At 25.8% G+C, this 1,403-nt stretch carries 3 protein-coding genes; all 3 read right to left on the minus strand.

What is annotated here, in order from left to right; genetic code table 11:
• Window positions 1-193: 193 nt before the first annotated feature.
• Window positions 194-481: a hypothetical protein gene (locus VN21_RS10870; RefSeq protein ID WP_046823295.1), complete on the minus strand. Its 288-nt coding sequence runs from the start codon at window positions 479-481 to the stop codon at window positions 194-196.
• 12 nt (window positions 482-493) lie between these two features.
• Window positions 494-892 (minus strand): SHOCT-like domain-containing protein, encoded by a 399-nt coding sequence (locus tag VN21_RS10875; RefSeq protein WP_052952046.1) that lies wholly within the window; start codon window positions 890-892, stop codon window positions 494-496.
• 80 nt (window positions 893-972) lie between these two features.
• Entirely contained in the window at window positions 973-1,335 is a 363-nt protein-coding gene (locus tag VN21_RS10880; RefSeq protein ID WP_039965800.1) for a DUF2089 domain-containing protein, read from the minus strand.
• Window positions 1,336-1,403: the final 68 nt, after the last annotated feature.

Consider the following 1,403-nt stretch of genomic DNA (forward strand, 5'->3'; position numbering starts at 1 on the left):
ATGAAAATTTACGATGAGTAAGATAGGATATATTTGTAAAAATGAAATTATAGGCAAAAATACTTTACCTAAACTTAGATAAAAGTATTAAATTTACATTAACTATTTTTAGATAATGCTATTAAGTTTCAAATGCTTATGGACAATAAAAATAATTTTTGACTGAAATTAATATCCATCCCGTTTATACGTTTTATATTTGTATTTTTACTATCTCACTATGATCCTCTATATCTACCAATACCAATCCCTTATGTTTTTTCTTCAAGTACTTTAATCCCTTAATTAGAACATTTATCATTTCTTTGATATCTTCACTGTCTTTTATGATTTCTTTACTATTACTACCTTTGTTATATTTATTTATATGTTCTTTTTTTATAAATGGCTTTCCTAACCTTAACCCAGCAATAACTACAGACATAGGTATATTTAAGTTTAAGTTACTATTGCCCGACTTACTTTTAACTATAACTTTCAATATGTTCACCTCTTAGCATATTTCAACTATTACTCGATCATTACCGTCTTCTACCTCAACGATTCTACCTACAAATCCTTTATCTATTGCATCCATTAATTTATCAAAATCTATATTATGTTTTTCAAGTTCACCAATATGCATTTTACCTATGCCACCCATTATTTTTATAAATTCTAATGGTATATTTACTTTTACTTTTGACCCATCTGAGCTTAATACTCTTACGTATAACATTTTTTCTCCATCTGGATTTGGAGTTATATTTAAAAACTCTTCAGCTGATATATCTTTTTTTTCATCTGATTTTTCATTATTGCTAGTTTCTAGTGCTTCTAATAATTTAATAGCCTCTTCTGAAGTTATTTTACCTTCCTCAACCATTTTTAATATTCTTTTCTTATCTTCCATTTTTACCATCCTTTACAATTTATTTGAATAACTTACTAACCCGAATCCTTGCTAGTACTATATACGCTACAATTTAGTTTTTATAATTTTTTTAGAAGATTTATTGCTTCATCTGAGCTTATTTCACCATTTTCTAACATATCCATAATATTTTGTTTTTCTTTAGATGTATCTTTTTTTATATTTGGATTTAATGCATTATTTATTTCATCTAACTTACCTCTAACAGTTGGATAAGATATCCCAAGATGCTTTTCTACATCTTTTATATTTCCTCTACATGCTAAGAATACTTCTATAAAATTCAGTTGTTCTTTTGATAATTTATTGAATTTAGTAAACGAAAATTCATTTTCTATTGTTGTGTTACAATGATTGCATTTTAATTTCATTATTTTCATCTCTTTGTCACATACCGGACAATTCGTTATTACTTTATACACTTGATCACTTCCTTCTTGATATAAGTATATTCTAATTTTTTCAAAAAGTCACTCTTAATCTTCAATAT

Origin of the sequence: Paraclostridium benzoelyticum (assembly GCF_001006285.1) — a bacterium.
GTDB classification, from domain to species: Bacteria; Bacillota; Clostridia; order Peptostreptococcales; family Peptostreptococcaceae; genus Paraclostridium; species Paraclostridium benzoelyticum.